Here is a 17751-nt window from a genome sequence, read left to right on the forward strand (position 1 = left end):
GCGAGCGCGTCGGCCGCCGCGATCCCCCGCAGCATCGCCGGGCCGTTGTAGTGCAGCGGCACAGCGTGGTCGCCGCGCAGGACGACCGGGACGAGCCGGGTGTCATGCGGGTGACCGTGCGCCGCCTCACGCAGAGGCAGCGTGTACGGCTCGGGAGCGGGCCGGCCGGCGAGGGTCCGCAGCAGGGGCTCAGCGAGCGTGAGCAGCCCGGAGACAGCCGCGAGCGGGTTGCCCGGCAGACCGACGAGGTACCGGTCCTCCGTGAGCCTGGCCAGCAGCATCGGGTGGCCTGGACGCACCTCGACGCCGTCGACCAGCAGCTCGGCGCCGAGACGACGCAGGGTCGGGTGGACATGGTCGACAGGCCCCGCGGCCGTACCGCCGGTGGTGACGACCAGGTCGGCCGCGGATGCGGTGAGGGCCTGGTGCAGGGCTTCCGCGTCATCGCCGAGCCTGCGCAGGGCCACCACCTCGGCACCCATCGCCCGCAGCCACGGGGGCAGCATCGGACCGAGCGCGTCACGGATGAGTCCGTCGTGCGGGCGACCCTCGGTGAGCAGCTCGTCGCCCAGGACGAGTACCTCGACCCGGGGACGGGGGACCGCGGCGAGCGTGTCGTATCCGGCCGCCGCTGCGAGTCCGAGGACCGCCGGGGTCACCACCGCTCCGGCGGGCAGCAACTGATCGCCGCTACGGCACTCCTGGCCACGCGGCCGGATGTCCTGGCCGTGCTGGAGATCACGGCCCGGGTGCAGCCGGCCCTTCTCGTCGGTACGGCCGTGCTCGCTGCGCAGCACCGCGGTCGTGTCCGGGGGGATCGTGGCGCCGGTGGCGATCCGGACGGCCTCGCCGTCGACGAGGCCCGCGGGCCCGTGCTGGCCGGCCAGGACGCCCTCGTCCCGTACGGCCCAGGGGCCGGGCCCGGCGACCGCCCAGCCGTCCATCGCGGAGGTGTCGAAGGAAGGCAGGTCGGTGAGGGCGGTGAGGGGGGCCGTCAGGACGAGACCGAGGGCGTCCTCGAGAGCGACGGAGACGGGCGTACGGCGGGCGGCGAGGGAGCGGGCGGCGCGAGCGGCGCGGATGCGGGCGTCCGCCCAGGGGGTCGCGGAGGTCTTCCGGTGCCGTGCTTCGGGGTAGGGGGCGACAGGGGAGCCGTGGCCGCGTGTGGCCGTCGGGTCGTGGGTGGCCTCGGTGGTCGGGCGGCAGGTCGGTTGCCGTCCTTCACGAGGGCGAGCACCTCCTCGACGTCGAGGTCCTCGGCGTCCTGGCCGTCCCGGACGCCGGGGGCGGTCATCCGGCGTCCGGGCGGGTGTCGGGCGTGGCATCGGGGGCCACGTCGGGCTGTCCGGCGGCCGGGGCGAGACCGGGGGCGGTCCCGTCGGCCTTGTCGGCGGCTTTGTCGGTCTCGCTGGTCTCGTCGGCCCAGCGGTTCGCCAGGGCGGTGGCCTTGCGGACCGCCTCGGCGACGGCTTCGGGGCTTCCCCCTGCCCGCCCGGCGGCGTAGCCGACCAGGAAGGTGGTCAGGGGGGCAGCGGGCCGGGCCACTCCGTGGGCGGCGTCGCGGGCGAGATCGAGGAGAGCGCCGGTGTCGACGTCGAGATCGATGCCCAGCTCGTCCTTGACTGCGGAAATCCATTCATCCAACACGTGGCCATGCTCCCTGATGCGTGCTCTGGCGGCGGCGATGTCGTCCCAGGTGTCGCAGTCGAACGACGCGACGGGGTCGGGGACGCGGGTGAGGTCGAGCCCGGCGGTCAGCCGGCGCAGGGGCAGCCCCGTGAGGCCGCCGTGCTCCTCGCCGAGCGCCGACAGTTCACGGCGCAGGGCAAACGTGCGGTAGGCGGCGACGAGCGGCTGGTCACGGCCGTCGGCATCGGTGAGCAGCGCGCCTTCGGCGCCCTGCCGGTCGAGGGCGGCCAGCAGTCGCCGGACGGTGTCCGCCGCGAGGAACGGCAGGTCGGCCGAGAGTACGACGACGGTGTCCGCGGCGGTGTGGTGCAGCCCGGCGCCGAGTGCGGCCACGGGGCCGGCGCCGGGCGGGTCCTCGCGCGCCCAGCGCACGGGCCGGGCGGTCGGCCGTGGGTCGGCGACGACGACAGTCGTGCGCGCCTCGGCGCAGGCGCGGAGCACCCGGTCGAGCAGCGCCCGCCCGCCGACCCGCACACCGGGTTTGTCTGCGCCGCCGAGCCGACGGGCCCCGCCACCGGCGAGCACGACGGCATCGTGGGTGAGGGGCCCGCCGACGCCCTGATCGCAGGGCACGGCGGCGTCCTGGTCGGGGCGATCGCCGGAGGTGACCGCCCGCGGCTCGTTCGGAGTCACCCCCCGAGTATGCGCGGCGCCCCGATCACGGGGAACGCCGGAGCGCTCACGCACTCACGCATTCACGCATTCACGCGGTCACGCGGTCACGCGGTCACGCGGTCACAATGTGCGCAGCAACACCGCCGGTTGTTCCACGCAGTCCGCCACATGGCGCAGGAAGCCGCCCGCCGTGCCGCCGTCGCACACCCGGTGGTCGAAGGTGAGCGAGAGCTGCACGACCTGACGCACGGCCAGTTCGCCGTCGTGCACCCAGGGCTTGGGGATGATGCGGCCGACGCCGAGCATGGCCGCCTCGGGGTGGTTGATGATCGGCGTGGAGCCGTCGACACCGAACACGCCGTAGTTGTTCAACGTGAACGTGCCGCCGGTCAGATCGCCCGGCGTGAGGGTCCCGGTGCGGGCCGCCTCCGTGAGCCGGCCGAACTCCGCGTTGAGGCCATCGGTGTCACGGGCGTGCGCGTCACGGACGACGGGCACGACGAGGCCCCGCTCGGTCTGCGCGGCGAAACCGAGGTGGACCTGGTCCAGCCGGACGATCTCCCTCGTCTCCTGGTCGACCGTGGAGTTGAGTTCCGGGAAGCGGGCCAGGGCCGCCGTGCAGATACGGGCCAGGAGCGCCAGCAGGGAGATCTTCGGCCCCCCTGCCTCGTTCATCGCCGCACGGGCACGCATCAGCTCGGTGGCGTCCGCGTCGACCCAGCAGGTCGCGTCGGGAATCTCGCGGCGGCTGCGGGACAACTTGTCGGCGACGGCACCGCGGACGCCCTTGAGCGGGACGCGGGTGCCGGCGGAGGTCGCGGTGGGGACGGCGGTCGCCGTCGGCTGTGCCGCCACGCGTGGGTGCGACGCGGGCGCCGCCGTCGTGGTCCGGCCCTGCACGGCCGCGGCGCGCAGCGCGTACTCCACGTCGGCCCGCAGGATCAGCCCGTCGGGCCCGGAGCCGGTCAGCTCCCTCAGGTCCAGGCCGTTCTCTCGGGCCAGCCTGCGCACGAGGGGAGAGATCACCGCCACCGGGCCGTCCGCCGACTCGCCGGTTCGGACCCGCCCGTTCGTCGGCTCGGCCGACGCCGGGGGCGGGGCCGGGGGCGCGGTGACGGGAGCCGGCCGGTCCGGCCGTACCCTGCGGCGTCGCGCCGGCGCCTCCGAGGTGCCGTACCCCACGAGGACGTTGCCCGAGCCCTGGCCGTCCGCGGCGGCCGGGGTGCCCTGGGCGACGGGGAGCTTCGCGGCGTCCGTCGGGCCGTCGGAGGCCGGCGCGCCGACCGCGACCGTGATCAGCGGGGCGCCGACGGGCAGTTCCGTGCCCTCCTCGCCGAAGCGGGCGGTGACCACACCGCCGTAGGGGCAGGGCACCTCGACCATCGCCTTGGCCGTCTCGACCTCGACGACCGGCTGGTCAACGGCTACGACATCGCCGACCTCGACCAGCCAGCGGACGATCTCCGCCTCGGTGAGTCCCTCCCCGAGGTCGGGGAGCTTGAACTCCAGCACCTGTGCCATCAGCTCTCGGCCTCCCACTGCAGACGCGCCACGGCGTCCAGGATGCGGTCGACGCCGGGCAGGTGGTGGCGCTCCAGCATCGGCGGCGGGTAGGGGATGTCGAACCCGGCGACGCGCAGCACCGGCGCTTCCAGGTGGTGGAAGCAGCGCTCCGTGACGCGGGCCGCGATCTCCCCGCCCGGGCCTCCGAAGGAGCCCGATTCATGGACGACGACCGCACGTCCGGTCCGTCGCACCGAGGCGGTGACCGTCTCGTCGTCGAACGGCACCAGGGAGCGCAGGTCGACGACTTCGAGGTCCCACCCCTCGGCCCGGGCCGCCTCGGCGGCTTCGAGGCAGACGGGCACGACGGCCCGTACGTGATGAGTGTGGCGCTCCGGCCCGAGCGCCGCACCACCGCGCGGCCGATGGGTTCAACGGCTGACGGCTCCTCCGGGTTCCAGGAGTCTTTGGACCAGTAGAGGCGCTTGGGTTCGAGGACGACGACCGGGTCGTCGGAGGCGATGGCAGCGCGCAGCAGGCCGTAGGCGTCGGCGACCGTGGCGGGCGTGACGACGTGCAGTCCCGGAGTGGCCATGTAGTAGGCCTCGGAGGAGTCGCTGTGGTGCTCGACGCCGCCGATGCCGCCGCCGTAGGGGACGCGGATCGTGACGGGCAGGGGCATGCGGCCGCGGGTGCGGTTGCGCATGCGGGCGACATGGCTGATGAGCTGCTCGAACGCCGGGTAGGCGAAGGCGTCGAACTGCATCTCCACGACCGGCCGGAGGCCGTACATGGCCATGCCGACCGCGGTGCCGAGGATGCCGGCCTCGGCGAGCGGGGTGTCCGTGCAGCGGTCCTCGCCGAACTCCGCGGCGAGTCCGTCGGTGACCCGGAAGACGCCGCCGAGGGTGCCGACGTCCTCACCGAGGACGTGCACGGAAGGGTCGGCGGCCATCGCGTCGCGCAGTGCGCGCGTGAGGGCCTGTGCCATGGTGGCGGGTTTGACGGCGACGGTGGTCATCAGTGCGTTCCCCCCTGCTCCGCCTCGATCTCGGCCCGCAGCAGGTCGCGCTGCTCCCGCAGTTGCGGGGTGGGCTCGGCATACACATGGGCGAAGAGGTCCATGGGGTCGAGCGGAGCGTCCTGGTTCATGCGGGCGCGCAGGTCGGCGGCCATGGCCTCGGCGGCGTCCCGGGCGGCCTGTTTCGTCTCCTCGTCGAGGAGTCCGCGCTCGGTCAGCTCCCGCTCCAGGAGGTCGATCGGGTCGTGTCCGCGCCAGGTCTCGACCTCGGCGTCGCCGCGGTAGCGGGTCGCGTCGTCGGCGTTGGTGTGGGCGTCCACACGGTAGGTGATCGCCTCGACGAGCGTGGGCCCGCCGCCCGCACGCGCGTGCCGTACGGCGTCCGCCAGCACGGCGTGCACGGCGACCGCGTCGTTGCCGTCGACCAGCCGGCCCGGCATGCCGTACCCGACGGCCTTGTGGGCCAGGGAGGGGGCGGCGGTCTGCTTGGCGAGCGGGACGGAGATCGCGAAGCCGTTGTTCTGGACGAGGAAGACGACCGGCGCCCGCCAGACGGCGGCGAAGTTCAGCGCCTCGTGGAAGTCGCCCTCGCTGGTGCCGCCGTCGCCGACCATGGCGAGCGCCACCACGTCGTCGCCCTTGAGGCGGGCGGCGTGCGCGAGCCCCACGGCGTGCGGGAGTTGGGTGGCGAGCGGCGTGCACAGGGGGGCCACGCGGTGCTCGAAGGGGTCGTAGCCGGTGTGCCAGTCGCCCCGCAGCAGTGTGAGGGCCTCCACCGGGTCCACGCCGCGGGCGACGACCGCGAGGGTGTCGCGGTAGCTCGGGAAGAGCCAGTCGCGCTCCTCAAGGACGAGCGCGGCGGCGACCTCGCAGGCCTCCTGGCCCGTGCTGGAGGGGTAGACGGCGAGGCGGCCCTGCTTGGTCAGGGCGGTGGCCTGGGCGTTGTACCGACGGCCGCGCACCAGATCGGCGTAGAGCCGGCGCAGCAGCTCCGGGTCGGCCTGTGCGGCCGCCTCGGTGCCGAGGACGCGGTAGGGCTCCGCGTCGGGCAGCAGCGGCGCGGGGTCGGTGCGGGGCTGCCAGGCGGGCGGCGGTGTCGGCCGGTATCCGCCCCGCTGCTCCATGACCGTCATGACGGCACCTCCTCGTGGGAGTGGCTACGGGAGACGGGTCGGCTGTGACCCGCCTCACCTACCGATTGTTCGGTCGTCGGCACATTTTGGCTACCGGCCCCCTCAGGCTGTGGACAAACGGTTCTCCACAGCCTGAGATGGACGCAGTACGTCCACGGCGGAGAGGCGGGGGGACATGACACCTGAACAAATGGCCGACAGCCCGGACGGCGGCGCACCCCCGCGCGGGGAGGGCAGGGCCGCGCCGCGCGCGGGCACCACGGCGACGTCCGCCCGGAGAGCGGCACCCCGCCCCGCCCGCTCGACGCCATCGATCAGGACATCCTCCAGATGCTCCAGGCGGACGGCCGCGCCTCGATACGGTCGGTCGCCGAGCGGGTCCACGTGTCGCGCGCCAACGCCTACGCGCGCATCAACCGGCTCGTCGAGGACGGCGTCATCCGCGGCTTCGGCGCGCGCGTGGACCATGAGCGCGCGGGCCACGGAACGTCCGCCTACATCACGTTGAAGATCGTGCAGAACTCCTGGCGCACGGTCCGCGAGCAGCTCAGACAGCTGCCCGGCGCCTCCCACATCGCCCTGGTGGGCGGCGACTTCGATGTCCTGCTCCTGGTGCACACCCCCGACAACAGGGCACTGCGCGAGCTGGTGCTCACCCGTCTCCAGGCGATTCCCGAGGTGCTCAGCACGCGCACCCTGCTGGTGTTCGAGGAGGAGGACCTGGAGCCGCAGGGCTGATCTCAGGCCTGCCGCAGCCCTGAGAAGACCAGCCGGGCGACCGCCTCGCTCACCTCGCGCTCGCCCATGCCCCGCCCGTCGGGGCGGTACCACTCGACGATCGAGTTGATCATCCCGAAGACGAGCCTGGTCGCGAGCCGCACCTCGACATCGCCACGTACGTCCCCGTCGGCGGCGGCCGCCCTCAGCAGCTCGGCGACCCGGTGGTCGAAGTCGCGCCGCCGCTCCAGGGCCCACCGCTCGGTCCCCGTGTTGCCCCGCACCCGCAGCAGCAGCGTGACGTACGGCAGCTCGGAGAGGAGCACCTCGACCATGCGCTGCACGACGTACTCCAGGCGCTCCACGGCGCGTCCCACGCGCGCGGGCTCCTCGTCGAGGATCGCGAAGAGGCCGTCGAGCGCCCGGCTCACCGCCCGCCGCAGCAGCTCCTCCTTGCCGCTGACGTGGTGGTATATCGACGACTTGGAGATCCCGGCCGCCTTGGAGAGGTGCTCCATGGAGGTGCCGTCGTAGCCGCGCTGGATGAAGACCTGCACGGCGACCGACAGCAGGGTCTCCGGGGTGTACGTGTCGCGCTTGGCAGTGGTCACGGGGTGCCCTCCCGCTTGTCGGCGGAGTGTCCGTGGCGGTAGAGCGCCAGGGAGGGCGCGTAGCGGCCGGAGGGCTCGCGCAGGTGCAGCTCCTCCAGGAGGTCGTGGGCCCAGACCCGGCCGAGCCTGCGGCTCCACTCGAAGGGGCCGAGCGGGTAGTTGACGCCCAGGCGCATCGCGGTGTCGATGTCCTCCTCGGTGGCGACGCCCTTGGCGACGGCGTCGTGCGCGAGGTCGACGATCCGCGCGACCGTACGGGCGACGATCATGCCGGGGACGTCGCCGATGACGCTGACGTCCTTGCCGAGCGCCTGGAAGAGGCCGATGGCCTCGGACAGCGTCTGCTGAGGGGTGTCCTGGGAGGCGGACACGGCGACGCGGGTGGCCTTGCGGTAGTCCAGGGCGAGGTCGAAGTAGACGACGTCCCGGAACTCCACGGAGGTCTGGCCGTCGGCGAGGGCGAGCTGGCCGCCGCTCGGCAGCACCAGGCGCGTGCCGTTGTCCTCGTCCTCCTCGCGCACGGGGATGCCCGCCTCACGGATCATCGCGAGCAGCTCGGAGGCGGGCCCCAGGTCGCCCTCGACGATGACGTGGGCGGGCGGCCGGCGCTTCTCCGCGGTGTGCGGTTCGGCGCGCTCGGCCCCGTCACGGTGGTCGTACCAGCCCTGCCCGGTCTTGCGTCCCAGGTGGCCGGACTCGACCAGGCGGCGCTGGGACAATGAGGGAGTGAAGCGCACGTCCTGGAAGAAGGCCTGCCACACGGAGTGCGTGACGGACTCGTTGACGTCCTGCCCGATCAGGTCGGTCAGTTCGAACGCGCCCATCCGGAAGCCGCCGGACTCGCGCAGGACCGCGTCGATGGTGGCCGGATCGGCGCCCTGCGCCTCATGGACCGCGAAGGCCTCCGCGTAGAAGGGCCGGGCGATGCGGTTGACGATGAAACCCGGGGTGTCGGCACAGGCGACGGGGGTCTTGCCCCAGAGACGGGCGGTCTCGTACGCGCGCGTGGCCGAGGTGACGTCGGTGGCGAACCCGGAGACGACCTCGACCAGCGGCAGCAGGGGCGCCGGGTTGAAGAAGTGCAGGCCCACGAGGCGGCCCGGGTTGCGCAGGGCGGCGCCGATGGCCGTCACCGACAGGGAGGAGGTGTTGGTGGCGAGCAGACAGTCCTCGCCGACCACGTCCTCCAGGGCGCGCATCAGGTCCTGCTTGACGTCCAGCCGCTCCAGGACGGCCTCGACGACCAGCGCGCAGTCCGCGAGTCCGGCGAGGGTGTCCACGGGCGTGAGGCGGGCGCGGGCGGCGTCCCGTTCGGCGGCGGTGAGACGGTCCTTCTCGACGAGCCGGTCGAGACGGGCACCGATCGCGGCGGCCGCTTCCCCGGCCCGCCCGGCGACGGCGTCGTACAGCCGCACGGGGTGGCCCGCGGTCAGCGCGACCTGGGCGATGCCCTGGCCCATGGTGCCGGTGCCGACGACGGCCACGAGGCTGCTGAGGTCGAGTGCTGTCATGTGCGCGATCCTCCCGCACGGGGTTTTCCACAGATGCGGCGGACCCCCTTGTCCCGACCGATCGTTCGGTTACTCTAACTCTGACTGCCCGTTCCTGTCCCTGTTTCCGTCCAGGTCCGGAGCTCGACGAAGAGCTGTCCAGACGAGGAGATGGTCCCGCATGGCCGCCGAACTCACCGCTCACGATCTGATCGCCAAGCACCGGCCCACTCTCGACCAGGCCCTGGAAGCGATCCGCACCCGCGCGTACTGGTCCCCGCACCCCGAGCACCCCAAGGCCTACGGCGCGGACGGCAGTCTGGACGCGGCGGCCGGCAAGGCGGCCTTCGACGCCGTCCTGGGCACCCGCCTCGACCTCGGCCAGCCCGGCACGGACGACTGGGTGGGCGGCGAGACCTCGCCGTACGGCATCGAGCTGGGCGTCGAGTATCCGCACGCGGACATCGACGAGCTGCTGCCTGCCATGAAGGCCGGTCAGCGCGCGTGGCGGGACGCGGGCGCGGAGATCCGCGCGATGGTCTGCCTGGAGATCCTCAAGCGCATCGGCGACCGGACCCACGAGTTCGCCCACGCGGTCATGCACACCTCCGGCCAGGCCTTCATGATGGCGTTCCAGGCGGGCGGCCCGCACGCGCAGGACCGCGGCCTGGAGGCGGTGGCGTACGCGTACGTGGAGCAGGTCCGCACGCCCGACACCGCGGAGTGGACCAAGCCGCAGGGCAAGCGCGACCCGCTGGCCCTCACCAAGCAGTTCACCCCGGTCCCGCGCGGGATCGCCCTGATGATCGGCTGCAACACCTTCCCGACGTGGAACGGCTATCCGGGCCTGTTCGCCTCGCTCGCCACCGGCAACGCGGTCCTGGTGAAGCCCCACCCGCGCGCGGTGCTGCCGCTCGCCCTGACCGTGGCCGTCGCGCGCGAGGTGCTCGCCGAGGCCGGCTTCGACCCGAACCTGGTCGCGCTCGCCGCCGAGCGGCCCGGCGAGGGCATCGCCAAGACGCTGGCCACCCGCCCCGAGATCAGGATCATCGACTACACCGGCTCGACCGCCTTCGGCGACTGGCTGGAGACCAACGCCCGCCAGGCGCAGGTCTACACCGAGAAGGCCGGGGTCAACACGGTGCTCGTCGAGTCGGCCGGCGACTACAGGGGCATGCTGTCCAACCTGGCGTTCTCGCTGTCCCTGTACAGCGGCCAGATGTGCACCACCCCGCAGAACCTGCTGATCCCCCGCGACGGCATCCGCACCGACGAGGGGCCCAAGACCTACGACGAGGTCGTCGCCGACCTCGCCCGCGCGGTCGACGGCCTGCTGGGCGACGACGCACGCGCGAACGGCCTGCTGGGCGCGATCGTCAACCCGGACGTGAAGGCCCGCCTGGAGGCCGCGGCCGGTCTCGGCGAGGTGGCACTGGCCTCCCGCGAGGTGAGCAACCCGGAGTTCCCGGCCGCCGTCGTGCGCACGCCCGTGATCGTCAAGCTCGACGGGGCCAAGCCCGACGACGAGGCGGCCTACATGAGCGAGTGCTTCGGGCCGGTCTCCTTCGCCGTCGCGGTCGACTCGGCGGCCGACGCCGTGGAGCTGCTGCGGCGCACGATCCGAGAGAAGGGCGCGATGACGGTCGGCGCCTACACCACCGACGAGGAGGTGGAGCGGGCCGTCCAGGAGGTCTGCTTCGAGGAGGCCGCCCAGCTCTCGCTGAACCTGACCGGCGGGGTGTACGTCAACCAGACGGCCGCCTTCTCCGACTTCCACGGCTCCGGCGGCAACCCCGCGGCCAACGCGGCTCTCACCGACGGCGCGTTCGTCGCGAACCGCTTCCGCGTGGTCGAGGTCCGCAGAGAGGCCTGAGACCTCAGGCCTGGGCAAGGCCGCCTACACGCGCGTGGCGCCCCCGGTCGCACTCCAGTGGTACAGCGTCATGGCCACACTGGTGGCGAGGTTGTAGCTGGAGACCTGGGGGCGCATCGGCAGGGCCAGCAGATGGTCCGCCCGCGCGCGCAGCGCCCCGGACAGCCCGCTGCGCTCCGAACCGAAGGCGAGGACGGCGTCGTCCGGGAGCTTCACGCCCCGGATGTCCTCGCCCTCCGGGTCGAGCGCGAACATCGGCCCGGCCGGCAGTTCGTCGGCGGTCAGCCGCTCCACGGCCGTCGCGAAGTGCAGCCCGGCCCCGCCGCGCACCACGGTCGGGTGCCAGGGGTCGAGCGTGCCGGTGGTGACCACCCCGGTGGCCCCGAAGCCGGCGGCCAGCCGGATCACGGCCCCCGCGTTGCCCAGGTTGCGCGGATCGTCGAGGACCACGACCGGCGCGGTGCGGGGCGTGCGGGCCAGCGCCCGCAGATTGGCCTCCCGGGAGGGCCGTACGGCCAGGGCGGCCATGGCGGTGGGATGCGGCCGCGGCACCAGCGAGGCGTACGTCGCCTCCGGCACCTCCGTCAGGAGCGCTTCCAGCGTCGCCCGTACGTCGGGGGCGAGATCGTCGGCGAGGGCGAGCGCCGAGCGCCGGTCCACCGCGACCGCCACCGGCACGTCGGCCCCGAAGCGCACGGCGTGCTTGACGGCGTGGAAGCCGTCGAGCAGCACCGAGGCGTCGGCGAGCCGGCGCCACGGGCCGAGCGGATCGGGGTCGGTCATGCCGTGAAGCCTACGCGGCTGGGCTCGGCCTTCCCGGCCTCGTGCGCCCCCCGCTGTTCCGGTACCGCGGCGCCGCGCCGCGGCAGGAGCGCCTCCCACACGCGCGTGGCCCAACCGCCCAGCCACCGCAGGAACGGCGTCGGCAGGAAGACCGCGTCCGTCGCGATCATCGCCAGCGAGAAGAACGGCAGCCCCAGGATCACCGCGATCGCCAAGTGCTCGGTGATCATGGCGACGAGCAGGACGTTCTTCACCCGCCGGTTGAACAGGGTGAACGGGAAGGCGACCTGCACGACGACCGTCCCGTACGTCACGAGCATCACCATGGTGCCGCTGGCGGACAACAGGTCGCCGAGTGCCGGCCAGGGAGAGAAGTAGTCCAGGTGCAACGGGTAGTAGACGGCGGTGCCGTCCTGCCAGCGGGAGCCCTGGATCTTGTACCAGCCGGCCGTCGCGTAGATCAGGCACGCCTCGGCCATGATCACCAGCAGGGCGCCGTTGTGCAGGATGTCGGTGATCACGTCCAGCACGATCCGGGGTTCCGCGGACGCCGTGAGGCGCCCCACGGCCCACCGCACGCCCAGCGCTGCCCACACCGCCCACAGGATCACCGGCACGGTCCAGTCGCCGTCGAGCCGGCCCCCCGCGGTCGCCGCGACCAGCACCACGCCGAACACGGTCCACAGAGCGGGCCCCACCCGGTCGGTGACCCGCTCCCCCCGCGCGCGTGCCTCGACCGCGCGCCGCTCACGCCGCGCGTCCAGCGACCACACCCGGCCGCAGCGCATGAAGACCAGGTAGATCGACATCAGGTGCAGGACGTTGTCTCCGCCGTCGCCCACGAAGACGCTGCGGTTCTGCAGCGAGAGCACGCCCACCATGAACAGCACCGACATGGCGCGGGTGCGCCAGCCCAGCAGCAGCAGCAGGCTCGACAGGACCGACAGCGCGTACACGGCCTCGAACCAGACCCGGCCGTCCGACCACATCAGGACCGTGAAGGCGCCGTTGTCGTCGATCAGCTGCCGGGCCAGCTCCCAGCTCCACGGCCCGTCGGGGCCGTACAGCTCCGCGCGGTGGGGAATTTCACGCAGCAGGAACAGCAGCCAGGTCAGGCTGAACCCGATGCGGACCACCGCGCTCTGGTACGGCCCGAGCGCCGACCCGGTGACGCGGGCGATGACGGCGGACACCGACAGGGAGAACCGGTTCACTGCGCACCTTCCTCGGTCTCACCGGCGGGCAGCTGCCACCAGGGCAGCACCCGGTAGACCGGCTTCGACGTGACCTTGTCGGTGCCCCACTCGGGGGCCGGCACGTTGGTGGTGCGGGAGCGGACCTGGACGCGCTCTATGACGCCGCCCGGGCCGGCCGCGTCGCCGCGCTCCAGGCGCAGCACCACGATGTTGCGCAGGTAGGTCTCGGAGAGGGCGCCCCGCGGGCCCGCCGAACGCTCGTCGGAGTCGTGCGAGCCCACGTAGAAGTCCCAGGCGCGGCGCAGCTCGTTCTGCTGGGTGTGGCTCGGCACCAGGTTGCCGTCGATGCCGCGGCCGTCCTGGGCGGACAGGTCGAACCAGCCGGTGGTGCGGGCCGCCCCGTCGGCGGCGCGGACGTCGGCGCGGACCTGGACGGCTATGTTCTGCTGGAGCGGGTTGGGCGCGAAGAGCTTCCAGTTCTGCTCGAACTCGGGATAGATGTACTCGTCGATCGCCTCGCCGTGCGTCTTGGTGACCGTGTTGGACGGCGCGACGTGCAGGAACACCATCCCGACGTGCACACAGACGGCGATCGCGACGACCGCGAGCGCCAGAGCGGCGACGACCTGGTAGCGCGGGGAGAGAGCGGCCACACCGCTGCGGGGATCGGACACGGCCGGTGGCCCGGCCTGCGCGGCCTCGACCCGGGCACCTGGCGGACCACCTGCCGGCCGTGCCTCCTCCGCCGACTCCGCCGACTCCGCCGGCTCCTCCACCGGCGTCTCCGGCCCCCGTGACGCCTCGGCCCCCTGCGGAGGACCGGCGCCTCCGTCGTACGCGTTCATTCCGCCCCGTTCCCCGATTCAGTCCGTCCTGCGCCTGCTCGGCCTCGCCGCGGCGACCGTTCGTACGCGCCACCGCCTCACGCCGACCCGCTCTCACGCACCCCGTGCGCGAAGCACGGGGCGGGACAGCCTTCGCACGGCCGTCGCACAGTCGTCGCACGGAACGGTACTCAGCCCGGCCCGTTCCGCGCAGCCCTCCCCCCCGAGCGGACCCGGCCGAGTGGGCGCCGAGGCCGCGCCGCCGACGGGCCGCCCGAGTTTTCCACAGGGAGGCCGGGAGGTTGTCCACAGCGGTTGACACCTTACGACGGCCGTCTCACCATGGAATCGCACGGACCGAACGATCGGTCGGGAGATGGCTCGGACAGAGCCCGAGGTCGAGGGGGACCGCATGGCGACAGCAGCAGCGCACCGGACGGCCGGCACACAGCGGTACGACGGCCGGGAAGCCGCCGAGGGTGAGCAGGACGCCTACCAGCGCGCCTTCGACGCCGCGGTGGCCGCGGACGAACGCATCGAGCCCCGCGACTGGATGCCCGAGGCCTACCGCGCGACACTGGTCCGCCAGATCGCCCAGCACGCCCACTCCGAGATCATCGGCATGCAGCCGGAAGCCAACTGGATCACGCGCGCGCCCTCCCTGCGCCGCAAGGCCATCCTCATGGCGAAGGTCCAGGACGAGGCGGGCCACGGCCTCTACCTCTACAGCGCCGCCGAAACGCTCGGCACGGGCCGCGAGGAACTGCTGGACAAGCTGCACACCGGCCGCCAGAAATACTCCTCGATCTTCAACTACCCCACCCTGACCTGGGCCGACGTCGCGCGATCGGCTGGCTGGTGGACGGCGCCGCGATCACCAACCAGGTCCCCCTGTGCCGCTGCTCCTACGGTCCGTACGCGCGCGCCATGGTCCGCGTCTGCAAGGAGGAGTCCTTCCACCAGCGCCAGGGCTACGAACTGCTGCTGGCCCTCAGCCGCGGCACCCCGGAGCAGCACGCGATGGCCCAGGACGCGGTGGACCGCTGGTGGTGGCCCTCGCTGATGATGTTCGGCCCGCCCGACGACGAGTCCGCGCACTCCGCGCAGTCGATGGCCTGGAAGATCAAGCGGCACTCCAACGACGAACTGCGCCAGCGCTTCGTCGACATCTGCGTCCCGCAGGCGGAGTCCCTCGGCCTGACCCTCCCCGACCCCGACCTGAAGTGGAACGAGGACCGGGGCCAGCACGACTTCGGCGCGATCGACTGGTCGGAGTTCAAGGAGGTCCTCAAGGGCAACGGCCCGTGCAACGAACAGCGGATCACCCAGCGCACCCGGGCGCACGAAGAGGGCGCCTGGGTCCGGGAGGCCGCCGCGGCCCACGCGGCCAAGCACAGCCGTGAGAACCCCGAGAGCCGCGAGAGCCGCGAGACAGGAGCGCAGCAGGCATGACGAACACCGACTGGCCTTTGTGGGAGGTCTTCGTGCGCTCCCGCCGCGGCCTCTCCCACACCCACGCCGGCAGCCTGCACGCACCGGACGCGGAGTTCGCCCTGCGCAACGCCCGCGACCTGTACACCCGGCGCGGCGAGGGCGTCTCGATCTGGGTCGTGCCGTCCGCCGCGATCACCGCGTCCTCACCGGACGAGAAGGACCCGTTCTTCGATCCGTCCGCCGACAAGCCGTACCGGCATCCCACGTTCTACGAGATCCCGGAGGGGGTGCAGCACCTGTGACCACGACCGCGCACACCGACACCGCCGCTCTGGCCCTGGGCGACGACGCCCTGGTGCTCTCCCACCGCCTGGGCGAGTGGATGGGCCACGCGCCCGTGCTGGAGGAGGAGGTCGCGCTCGCCAACATCGCCCTCGACCTGCTCGGCCAGGCCCGCATCCTGCTGTCGATGGCCGGCGACGAGGACGAACTCGCCTACCTCCGCGAGGAACGCGCCTTCCGCAACCTCCAGTTGGTGGAACAGCCCAACGGGGACTTCGCCCACACCATCGCCCGCCAGCTGTACTTCTCCACCTACCAGCACCTGCTGTACGACCGGCTGGCCACGGGGGTCGGGCCGTTCACGGGGCTCGCGGCGAAGGCCGTCAAGGAGGTCGCCTACCACCGCGACCACGCCGAGCAGTGGACCCGGCGCCTCGGCGACGGCACCGAGGTCAGCCATGAGCGGATGCGACGGGCCTGCGCAGCCCTGTGGCGGTTCACCGGCGAGATGTTCCAGCCGGTTGAGGGCGTCGGCACCGACCTGGCCGACCTTGAGGCGCCCTGGTTGGAATCGGTCGGGGCCGTGCTCGGCCGGGCCGGACTGGAGACGCCGGAAGGTCCGCGGGCCGGTGCCTGGCGTGCGGGCGCGGGACGTCAGGGCCTGCACACCGAACCCTTCGGACGGATGCTCGCCGAGATGCAGCATCTGCACCGCAGCCACCCGGGGGCGTCATGGTGACCCTCACCCCGCTGGAGGCGGAACTCCTCGCGGTCGCCGGTTCCGTGCCCGACCCCGAGCTGCCCGTGCTCACCCTCCAGGAGCTGGGCGTCCTGCGCGCGGTCCATGTGCGGGACACGGACAGCGTCGAGGTCGAACTGACCCCGACCTACACCGGCTGCCCGGCCGTGGAGGCGATGTCCATGGACATCGAGCGGGCACTGCGCGACCACGGCGTCCGCGAGGTCACCGTGCGCACGGTGCTCAGCCCCGCCTGGTCGACGGACGACATCTCCGCCGAAGGCCGCCGCAAGCTGCGGGAGTTCGGCATAGCGCCGCCCCGCGCCCAGCGCACGGCGGGACCGGTCGGCGTCACCCTGGGACCGACCCGCACCGCCGAGCAGGAGCCGGTCCGCTGCCCCCACTGCGGCTCGGCCGACACCGAACTGCTCAGCCGTTTCTCCTCCACCGCCTGCAAGGCCCTTCGGCGCTGCCTGGCCTGCCGCGAACCCTTCGACCACTTCAAGGAGTTGTGATGGCCCGCTTCCACCCGCTCCCCGTGGCCGCGGTGGACCGGCTCACCGACGACTCCGTGGCCCTCACCTTCACGGTCCCCGCCGCGCTGCGCGAGGAGTACCGGCACGCGCCGGGCCAGCACCTCGCCCTGCGCCGCAGGACCGACGGGACCGAGATCCGGCGGACGTACTCGATCTGCTCGCCCGCCCCTGAGCCCGGCGGCGAAGGTCCGAGCACCCTGCGGGTGGGCGTGCGGCTGGTCGAGGGCGGCGCCTTCTCGACGTACGCGCTCAAGGAGATCGACGTCGGGGACGAGCTGGAGGTGATGACGCCTGCGGGCCGGTTCACCCTCGATCCCGCACCCGGGCTGTACGCGGCGATCGTCGGCGGCAGCGGAATCACCCCGGTGCTGTCGATCGTCGCCACCCTGCTGGCGCGCGAGCCCGCGGCCCGGTTCTGCCTCGTCCGCAGCGACCGTACGGCGGCGTCGACGATGTTCCTGGAGGAGGTCGCCGACCTCAAGGACCGGTATCCGCAGCGGCTGCACCTGGTCACCGTGCTCTCCCGGGAGGAGCAGCAGGCCGGGTTGCCGTCCGGACGGCTGGACCAGGAACGGCTGACCGCCCTGCTGCCGGCGCTGCTGCCCGTGGCGGACGTGGCGGGCTGGTTCCTGTGCGGGCCGTTCGGGCTGGTCCAGGGCGCGGAGCGGACGCTGCGGGACATCGGCGTCCCCCGCTCCCGCATCCACGAGGAGATCTTCCACGTGGACGTCACGGCCCCCGCGTCCACCACCCCGGCCCCCGCGCACAGCACGGTGACCGCCCGGCTCGACGGCCGGGGCGGCAGCTGGCCCGTGGCGGACGGCGAGTCTGTTCTGGAGACGGTGCTGCGCAACCGGCCCGACGCGCCCTACGCCTGCAAGGGCGGGGTGTGCGGGACCTGCCGGGCCTTCCTCGTCTCCGGCGAGGTGCGCATGGACCGCAACTTCGCGCTGGAACCGGAGGAGACCGAGGCCGGCTTCGTGCTGGCCTGCCAGTCGCATCCGCTGACGGAGACGGTGGAGGTGGACTTCGACCGGTGAATGGGGAAAGGCCGGAACCGCGGATCTGGGGAACTGGGGGCCCACAGACACAAGACCCGCAGACCCGTAGACCCCCCGCAGCCCCCGCAGCCCCCGGAGGCCCCAGAGGCCCCGGAGGCCCCAGAGGCCCCGGAGGCCCCGGAGAAGCTCAGACCTGCGGACCCGCAGACGCACAGACCCGCGAACCGCCCACGAACCGCCCACGGACCCGGCGAAGGGCACGGCGCCCGGCCGTTCCCGTTCCCTTCTTCTAGAACCTGTTCTA

General features: G+C 72.9%; 15 protein-coding genes and 2 pseudogenes. 7 read left to right on the forward strand and 10 right to left on the reverse strand.

Going from position 1 to position 17751, the window contains the following annotated elements; all coding sequences use genetic code 11:
- The 5 genes and pseudogenes from BM536_RS27785 to pdhA all read right to left on the reverse strand — a co-directional run.
- The coding region (locus tag BM536_RS27785) for a molybdopterin molybdotransferase MoeA (protein WP_107439634.1) at nucleotides 1-1325 on the reverse strand (1325 nt) is incomplete at its 3' end.
- The gene (locus BM536_RS27790) at nucleotides 1291-2214 is read right to left on the reverse strand and encodes an NTP transferase domain-containing protein (RefSeq protein WP_073493997.1); all 924 of its coding nucleotides are present in this window, start codon (nucleotides 2212-2214) and stop codon (nucleotides 1291-1293) included. The genes BM536_RS27785 and BM536_RS27790, both read right to left, overlap by 35 nt.
- 210 nt (nucleotides 2215-2424) lie before the next feature.
- On the reverse strand, nucleotides 2425-3825 hold the full coding sequence (locus BM536_RS27795; protein WP_073493983.1) for a dihydrolipoamide acetyltransferase family protein: 1401 nt from the start codon (nucleotides 3823-3825) through the stop codon (nucleotides 2425-2427).
- A pseudogene (locus BM536_RS27800) lies at nucleotides 3825-4828 on the reverse strand (alpha-ketoacid dehydrogenase subunit beta). Before BM536_RS27800 ends, BM536_RS27795 begins: the two are co-directional and overlap by 1 nt.
- Nucleotides 4828-5961: a pyruvate dehydrogenase (acetyl-transferring) E1 component subunit alpha gene (gene pdhA, locus BM536_RS27805; RefSeq protein WP_073493980.1), complete on the reverse strand. Its 1134-nt coding sequence runs from the start codon at nucleotides 5959-5961 to the stop codon at nucleotides 4828-4830. The pseudogene BM536_RS27800 and the gene pdhA overlap by 1 nt, the downstream one beginning before the upstream one ends.
- Before the next feature lie 330 nt (nucleotides 5962-6291).
- Between pdhA and BM536_RS27810 the strand changes: the two genes are divergently transcribed.
- A complete protein-coding gene (locus BM536_RS27810) occupies nucleotides 6292-6699 on the forward strand; it encodes an Lrp/AsnC family transcriptional regulator (protein ID WP_245873843.1) in 408 nt (135 codons plus the stop codon).
- 2 nt (nucleotides 6700-6701) lie between these two features.
- On the opposite strand, the gene BM536_RS27815 is transcribed toward BM536_RS27810, so the two are convergent.
- Both BM536_RS27815 and BM536_RS27820 read right to left on the reverse strand, forming a co-directional pair.
- Nucleotides 6702-7289 (reverse strand): TetR/AcrR family transcriptional regulator, encoded by a 588-nt coding sequence (locus BM536_RS27815; RefSeq protein ID WP_073493976.1) that lies wholly within the window; start codon nucleotides 7287-7289, stop codon nucleotides 6702-6704.
- Complete coding sequence (locus BM536_RS27820) at nucleotides 7286-8800, reverse strand: 3-hydroxyacyl-CoA dehydrogenase (RefSeq protein WP_073493974.1); 1515 nt, start codon at nucleotides 8798-8800, stop codon at nucleotides 7286-7288. Before BM536_RS27820 ends, BM536_RS27815 begins: the two co-directional genes overlap by 4 nt.
- A 160-nt stretch (nucleotides 8801-8960) precedes the next feature.
- On the opposite strand from BM536_RS27820, the gene paaN reads away from it, so the two are divergent.
- Nucleotides 8961-10652, forward strand: coding sequence for a phenylacetic acid degradation protein PaaN (gene paaN / locus BM536_RS27825; protein WP_094103661.1), 1692 nt, complete (start codon nucleotides 8961-8963; stop codon nucleotides 10650-10652).
- A 24-nt stretch (nucleotides 10653-10676) separates the two neighbouring features.
- Here paaN and BM536_RS27830 read toward each other — a convergent pair whose 3' ends face one another.
- From BM536_RS27830 to BM536_RS27840, 3 genes are read right to left on the reverse strand one after another with little or no spacing between them, the layout of a single operon-like run.
- Entirely contained in the window at nucleotides 10677-11435 is a 759-nt protein-coding gene (locus BM536_RS27830; protein ID WP_094103662.1) for a TrmH family RNA methyltransferase, read from the reverse strand.
- On the reverse strand, nucleotides 11432-12649 hold the full coding sequence (locus BM536_RS27835) for an HTTM domain-containing protein (RefSeq protein WP_073493972.1): 1218 nt from the start codon (nucleotides 12647-12649) through the stop codon (nucleotides 11432-11434). Before BM536_RS27835 ends, BM536_RS27830 begins: the two co-directional genes overlap by 4 nt.
- Complete coding sequence (locus tag BM536_RS27840) at nucleotides 12646-13476, reverse strand: DUF5819 family protein (protein ID WP_073493971.1); 831 nt, start codon at nucleotides 13474-13476, stop codon at nucleotides 12646-12648. The genes BM536_RS27835 and BM536_RS27840 overlap by 4 nt, the downstream gene beginning before the upstream one ends.
- Before the next feature lie 532 nt (nucleotides 13477-14008).
- Between BM536_RS27840 and paaA the strand changes: the two are divergent.
- From paaA to BM536_RS27865, 5 genes and pseudogenes are all read left to right on the forward strand, one after another.
- Nucleotides 14009-14907: pseudogene (paaA, locus tag BM536_RS27845) on the forward strand (1,2-phenylacetyl-CoA epoxidase subunit PaaA).
- Nucleotides 14904-15191, forward strand: coding sequence for a 1,2-phenylacetyl-CoA epoxidase subunit PaaB (gene paaB / locus BM536_RS27850; RefSeq protein WP_073493969.1), 288 nt, complete (start codon nucleotides 14904-14906; stop codon nucleotides 15189-15191). The pseudogene paaA and the gene paaB overlap by 4 nt, the downstream one beginning before the upstream one ends.
- Entirely contained in the window at nucleotides 15188-15910 is a 723-nt protein-coding gene (gene paaC / locus BM536_RS27855; protein ID WP_073493967.1) for a 1,2-phenylacetyl-CoA epoxidase subunit PaaC, read from the forward strand. The genes paaB and paaC overlap by 4 nt, the downstream gene beginning before the upstream one ends.
- Entirely contained in the window at nucleotides 15904-16425 is a 522-nt protein-coding gene (gene paaD, locus BM536_RS27860) for a 1,2-phenylacetyl-CoA epoxidase subunit PaaD (RefSeq protein ID WP_073493965.1), read from the forward strand. Before paaC ends, paaD begins: the two co-directional genes overlap by 7 nt.
- Nucleotides 16425-17486, forward strand: a complete 1062-nt coding sequence (locus BM536_RS27865; RefSeq protein WP_073493963.1) for a 2Fe-2S iron-sulfur cluster-binding protein — start codon at nucleotides 16425-16427, stop codon at nucleotides 17484-17486. The genes paaD and BM536_RS27865 overlap by 1 nt, the downstream gene beginning before the upstream one ends.
- Nucleotides 17487-17751 lie beyond the last annotated feature (265 nt).

The sequence above is a fragment of the Streptomyces phaeoluteigriseus genome (assembly GCF_001896135.2).
GTDB classification, from domain to species: Bacteria; Actinomycetota; Actinomycetes; order Streptomycetales; family Streptomycetaceae; genus Streptomyces; species Streptomyces phaeoluteigriseus.